The organism is Cupriavidus sp. R6-3 (assembly GCF_059772245.1).
In genome coordinates this window covers 1-6,649 of sequence record NZ_JCBAJO010000246.1, presented here as the reverse complement: position 1 = coordinate 6,649, position 6,649 = coordinate 1, and the positions used below count along the sequence as shown (strand labels likewise).

The window sequence follows — 6,649 nt, the reverse complement described above, 5'->3', positions numbered from 1 at the left end:
GCGTTCGGCGCGCTGCGGGCCTGGAAGGACGGCTTTCGCTGACCGACATCCCGCCCATCCATCCGCGCCACCGCTGAGCGCCCCCGCGGAATGCGGAAAATCCGATTGACGCACGAGCCGCTTTGTCTTTAGCATCAGCCAATTTTTAGCGTCACGATCCGAGAAATTGATGAGAATTGGTCGATACCTGGCGGCCGTAGCCTGTGCGGCGCTGCTGGCGGCATGTGCCAGCACGCCCGTCCCGCCTGATGAAGCCGGCACGGCCGGCTCGCCGACCGCCCTGGCCTCCGCCACCAAGCCCAAATCCGGCCTTCCCCCCACCGATCCGCTCAATTCGATCCACCTGCCGCCGACCATCGCGCGCGATACCGCGCCGATCAACGTCGACGAGGACAGGATCGACTGGACACTGGGCCAGTCGCAGGACATCTGGGTGCGCATCCGTCGCGGCTTTTCGATGCCGGACCTGGAAGGCACGCTGGTCGAGGACCGCACGCAGTGGTATGCGGCGCGGCCCGACTATATGGAGCGGATGATCGCGCGGTCGAGCAAATACCTGTACCACATCGTCGCCGAGCTCGAACGCCGCAACATGCCGACCGAGCTGGCGCTGCTGCCGTTCGTCGAGAGCGCGTTCAATCCAGAGGCGGTGTCGAGCGCGAAGGCGGCGGGCATGTGGCAGTTCATTCCGAGTACCGGCAAGAGCTACAACCTGAAGCAGAACATGTTCCGCGACGAGCGCCGCGACGTGCTCGCCTCGACCGAAGCGGCGCTGGACTACCTGAGCCGGCTGCACGACATGTTCGGCGACTGGCATCTGGCGCTGGCGGCGTACAACTGGGGCGAGGGCGCGGTGTCGCGGGCGATCGCGCGCAACGAGGCGCGCGGGCTGCCGACCGACTACGCCAGCCTGACGATGCCCAACGAGACGCGCTACTACGTGCCGAAGCTGCAGGCGGTCAAGAACATCGTCAGCAATCCGGCCTCGTATGGCGTCACGCTGCCGCCGATTCCGGACCACCCGTACTTCGTCACGGTAACCACTTCGCGCGACATCGACGTGACGCTGGCCGCCAAGCTGGCCAACATGCCGCTGGAGGAATTCCGCGCGCTCAATCCGTCGTTCAACAAGCCGGTGATCCTGGGCGCGTCGAACCCGCAGATCCTGCTGCCGTTCGAGAACGCCGAGCGCTTCCAGTACAACCTGAACACCTATCGCGGCGGCCTGTCGAGCTGGACCGCGGTGACGGTGGACGGCCGCGAGCGCGTCGAATCGCTGGCGGCGCGGCTGAACGTCGATCCGGACACGCTGCGCGAGATCAACCGGATTCCGAAGGGGATGCGGCTCAAGCCCGGCTCGACCGTGATGATCCCCCGCTCCGGACGCCATACCCAGGACATCAGCGCCACGCTGGCGGAGAACGCGATCCTGGCGATGGAGCCGGACCTGCCCGAAGCGCGCCGGCTGGTGGTGCGCGCCGGCAAGCGCGATACGGTGGCCTCGGTGGCGCGCCGCTATGGCGTGTCGGTCAGCCAGGTGCGCGCCTGGAACAAGCTGTCCGGCTCCAAGCTGGTGGCCGGGCAGAGCCTGGTGCTCAACGTGCCGGTCAAGCGCGCGCGGGCCATCGCCGAGCGCGACGACGAGGTACGGGTGATCCGCGTGTCGGGCAAGGGCAGCCGCGTGAGCGCCCGCCAGCGGGTGGTGGTCGAACCGCACGGCAAGGCGGTGCGGGCGTCGTCCAGGGCGTCCGCCAAGGCCAGCGCCAAGGCGTCCGGCAGCCGCGCCAGCGCCAAGGCCAGCGCCGCACCGAAGGCCAAGGCGAAGGGCAGGGCGCGCTGAGGCGCGGCACCGCAGCAGGCACCGGCGCAGTCGACAGCGGCGCCGAAGACACGGGAAAGGGCATGCCGAGGGGCGTGCCCTTTTTCTTTGGTGACCCAAGCCATCCGCATCAGCCGGATCAGTCGGACCAGCCGGCCTCTCGCGTGACCTTGTGGACATTGCGGATGGCGAAGCCGGTGCCGGTGGTGGCAAACTGGCGGTCCAACGATAACCGCCGCCCCAGCGGAGGAGACAGCAATGACCACCACCCGCGCCGTGCACGCGCGCTCCCTCGTCGATCCCGACGCCTTCTGGGCCGAACAGGCCCGCCGCATCGACTGGCAGACCCCCTGCGAACAGGTACTCGACTACAGCCGGCCGCCGTTTGCGCGCTGGTTCGTCGGCGGCCGCACCAATCTCTGCCATAACGCGGTAGACCGGCACCTGGCCAAGCGCGCCGAGCAGCCGGCACTGGTCCATGTCTCCACCGAAACCGACCAGCGCCGCAGCTACAGCTATCGCGAGCTGCACGCCGAGGTCAACCGCATGGCCGCGGTGCTGCTGGCGCTGGGGGTGCGCCAGGGCGACCGCGTGCTGATCTACATGCCGATGATCCCCGAGGCGGTGTTCGCGATGCTGGCCTGCACGCGCATCGGCGCGGTGCACTCGGTGGTGTTCGGCGGCTTTGCCTCGGTCAGCCTGGCGGCCCGCATCGACGACGCGCGGCCGCGCGTGGTGGTCAGCGCCGACGCCGGCTCGCGCGGCGGCAAGGTCGTGCCCTACAAGCCGCTGCTCGACGAGGCGCTGCGCTTGGCGCAGAACCCGCCCGAGAAGGTGCTGCTGGTCGACCGCGGGCTCGCGCCGATGGAGCGCACCCCTGGCCGCGACGAGGACTACCTGGCCTGGCGCGAACGCGTCGGTGGGACGCAGGTGCCGTGCGAATGGCTGGAGTCGAGCGCGCCGTCGTACATCCTCTACACGTCGGGTACCACCGGCAAGCCCAAGGGCGTGCAGCGCGATACCGGCGGCTATGCCGTCGCGCTGGCCACGTCGATGGAATACATCTTCTGCGGCAAGCCCGGCGACACGATGTTCTGCACCTCGGACATCGGCTGGGTCGTCGGCCACAGCTATATCGTCTACGGCCCGCTGCTGGCCGGCATGACGACGGTGCTGTACGAGGGCACGCCGGTGCGGCCGGACGCCGGCATCCTGTGGCAGCTGGTCGAGCAGTATCGCGTCAACGTGATGTTCAGCGCGCCGACCGCGATCCGCGTGCTGAAGAAGCAGGACCCGGCCTGGCTGACCCGCTACGACCTGTCGAGCCTGCGCATGCTGTTCCTGGCGGGCGAGCCGCTGGACGAGCCGACCGCGAGCTGGATCCAGTCGGCCATCGGCAAGCCGGTGGTCGACAACTACTGGCAGACCGAGACCGGCTGGCCGATCATCGCCCTGCAGCATGGCATCGAGGCGCTGCCCGCCAAGCTGGGTTCGCCGGGGCTGCCGGTGTACGGCTACGACGTGCGCATCGTCGACGAGCAGACCGGCGCCGAATGCGCGCCGGGGCAGAAGGGTGTGGTGGCGATCGAGGGGCCGCTGCCGCCGGGCTGCATGAGCACGGTCTGGGGCGACGACGAGCGTTTCGTCAAGACCTACTGGTCCGGCTTTCCCGATCGCCAGCGCTACTCGACCTTCGACTGGGGCGTGCGCGACGAGGACGGCTACCTGTTCATCCTCGGGCGCACCGACGACGTGCTGAACGTCGCCGGCCACCGGCTGGGGACGCGCGAGATCGAGGAAAGCATCGCCTCGCATCCGGCGGTGGCCGAGGTCGCGGTGGTGGGCATCGCCGATCCGCTGAAGGGGCAGGTTGCGCTGGCGGTCTGCATCCTGCGCGATGCGGGACGCGCCGCCACGCCGCAGGACCGCATGGCGCTCGAAGGCGAGATCATGCAGACCGTGGACCGGCAACTCGGCGCGGTCGCGCGGCCGTCTCGCGTGGTGTTCGTCGGCGCCTTGCCGAAGACGCGCTCCGGCAAGCTGCTGCGCCGCGCGATCCAGGCGGTGGCGGAAGGGCGCGATCCCGGCGACCTGACGACCATCGAGGACCCGTCCGCGTTGGCGCAGTTCCGGGAGGCGCTGCAGGGCTGAGCGCCCGCCGCGAGCGGCGCCCACGGCCATGCCGGTGGTGCCGCTTGCCAAGCGGTCATCCTCGCCCTATTATTTTAGATATAAAATATTTAGGACTGTATTGATTGCGGCACAGGCGGCACAGGATGACGGCGCCGCGCCCGCACATCCACGGCGGCAGAGGTGATCAGCCGCGACCGGTGGCCATCCATGGCGGTCAGGGGCGAACGGTGGCGAGCGGTAGCGACCCGGCGCCGCGAGGAGACGACAGATGCGAGTACTGTGTATTGGCGGCGGACCGGCCGGCCTCTACTTCGGCCTGCTGATGAAGCGGCAGGCTCCGCGCCACGAGGTGGTGGTGGTCGAGCGCAACCGGCCCTACGACACCTTCGGCTGGGGCGTGGTGTTCTCGGACGCCACCATGGACAACCTGCGCGAGGCCGACCCGGAGAGCGCGCGCGAGATCGACGCGGCCTTCAATCACTGGGACGACATCGACATCCACTTCCGCGGCCGCACGATGCGCTCCAGCGGGCACGGCTTCATCGGCATCGGCCGCAAGCGTCTGCTGAACATCCTGCAGGCGCGCTGCGAGGCGCTGGGCGTGGAACTGGTGTTCGAGACCGACGTGCAGGACGACCAGGCCCTGGCCGAGACATACCGCGCCGACCTGGTGATCGCCTCGGACGGCGTCAACAGCCGCGTGCGCACCCGCTACGCCGGGACCTTCGCGCCGGACATCGATACGCGCCAGTGCCGCTTCGTCTGGCTCGGCACCAAAAAGCGCTTCGACGCCTTCACCTTCGCCTTCGAACAGACCGAGCACGGCTGGTTCCAGGCGCACGCCTACCGCTTCGACGACGATACGTCGACCTTTATCGTCGAGACGCCGGAACGCGTCTGGCGCGCCGCCGGCATCGAGCAGATGGACCAGCAGCAGGGCATCGCCTACTGCGAGCGGCTGTTCGCAAAATATCTCGATGGCCAGCCCTTGATCAGCAACGCCACCCACCTGCGCGGCTCGGCCAACTGGATCCGCTTCAACCGCGTGATTTGCAACACCTGGGTCCACTGGAACACGCTGGCCGGCGGCCGCCGCGTGCCGGTGGTGCTGATGGGCGATGCCGCCCACACCGCGCATTTCTCGATCGGCTCGGGCACCAAGCTGGCGCTCGAGGATGCGATCGATCTGGCCAGCAATCTGCGCGGCATGACGGAGCCCGGTCCGGACGCGCTCGACGAGGCGCTGCGCCGCTACGAGGCCACCCGCAGCGTCGAGGTGCTGAAGATCCAGAACGCCGCGCGCAATTCCACCGAATGGTTCGAGAACGTCGAGCGTTATGCGGGCCTGGCGCCCGAGCAGTTCGCCTATTCGCTGCTGACGCGCTCGCAGCGCATCTCGCACGAGAACCTGCGGCTGCGCGATCGCACCTATGTCGAGGACTACGAGCGCTGGCTGGCGCGGCAGGCCGGCGTGCCCGAGGAAAGCCTGCGCGCGCATGACGGTGCGCTGCCGCCGATGTTCACGCCTTACCGCGTGCGCGGCCTGACGCTGAAGAACCGCGTGGTGGTGTCGCCGATGGCGATGTATTGCTGCGTCGACGGCGTGCCCGGCGACTTCCATCTGGTGCATCTGGGCGCGCGCGCCCAGGGCGGCGCCGGCCTGGTGATGGCCGAGATGACCTGCGTCTCGCCCGACGCGCGCATCACGCCGGGATGCCCGGGTTTGTGGAACGACGCGCAGCGCGACGCCTGGCGGCGCATCGTCGAGTTCGTGCATGCGGGCACGGGGCTCGCCGGCGGCGCGCGCATCGGCATGCAGCTCGGCCATGCCGGCCGCAAGGGGTCGACGCAGCTGGGCTGGCAGGCGATGGACCATCCGCTGCCCGAGGGCAACTGGCCGCTGATCTCGGCCTCGCCGCTGCCCTACCTGCCCGGCATCTCGCAGGTGCCGCGCGCGATGACGCGCAAGGACATGGACCGTGTGCGCGACGATTTCGTTGCCGCGGCGCGGCGCGCGGCCGAGGCGGGCTTCGACTGGCTGGAGCTGCATTGCGCGCACGGCTATCTGCTGTCGTCGTTCATCTCGCCGCTGACCAACCGGCGTGAAGACGAGTACGGCGGATCGCTGGCCAACCGGCTGCGCTATCCGCTCGAGGTGTTCGCCGCGGTGCGCGAGGTATGGCCGTCGCAGCGGCCGATGTCGGTCCGCATTTCCGCGCACGACTGGGTCGAGGGCGGCATCACGCCCGACGACGCGGTCGAGATCGCGCGGGCCTTCAAGGCGGCCGGCGCGGACCTGATCGACTGCTCGTCGGGCCAGGTCAGCCCCGAACAAACGCCGGTCTATGGCCGCATGTACCAGACGCCGTTCGCGGACCGCATCCGCAACGAGGCGGGCATTCCGACGATCGCCGTGGGCGCGATCTCCGAGGCGGATCACGTCGACAGCATCATCGCCGCGGGCCGCGCCGACCTGTGCGCGATCGCCAGGCCGCATCTGGCCGATCCCGCCTGGACGCTGCATCAGGCCGCGCAGCTGGGCTATCGCCCGGTCGACTGGCCGGTGCAGTACCAGGCCGGCAAGCGGCAGCTGGAGACCAACCTCGAACGCGCCGCGGCGCTGGCGGGGGCGCGATGAGCGGCGATCGATCGTCCTTGCCGCTGCACGGGCGGCACGCGCTGGTCACCGGCGGCGCG

At 69.2% G+C, this 6,649-nt stretch carries 3 protein-coding genes; all 3 read left to right on the top strand.

The genetic code is table 11. The annotated features are described in order from the left end of the window. Positions 1-169 precede the first annotated feature (169 nt). The 3 genes from AC6EI8_RS22860 to AC6EI8_RS22850 all read left to right on the top strand — a co-directional run bounded on the left by AC6EI8_RS22860 (position 170) and on the right by AC6EI8_RS22850 (position 6,590). Positions 170-1,840, top strand: coding sequence for a transglycosylase SLT domain-containing protein (locus AC6EI8_RS22860; RefSeq protein WP_265632625.1), 1,671 nt, complete (start codon positions 170-172; stop codon positions 1,838-1,840). 237 nt (positions 1,841-2,077) lie between these two features. After that, positions 2,078-3,970 carry a propionate--CoA ligase gene (locus AC6EI8_RS22855; RefSeq protein ID WP_149319822.1) on the top strand — a complete coding sequence of 631 codons (1,893 nt, stop codon included), beginning with the start codon at positions 2,078-2,080 and terminating at the stop codon, positions 3,968-3,970. A 250-nt stretch (positions 3,971-4,220) separates the two neighbouring features. Further along, positions 4,221-6,590, top strand: coding sequence for a bifunctional salicylyl-CoA 5-hydroxylase/oxidoreductase (locus AC6EI8_RS22850; RefSeq protein ID WP_498382953.1), 2,370 nt, complete (start codon positions 4,221-4,223; stop codon positions 6,588-6,590). The last annotated feature ends 59 nt before the right edge of the window (positions 6,591-6,649 follow it).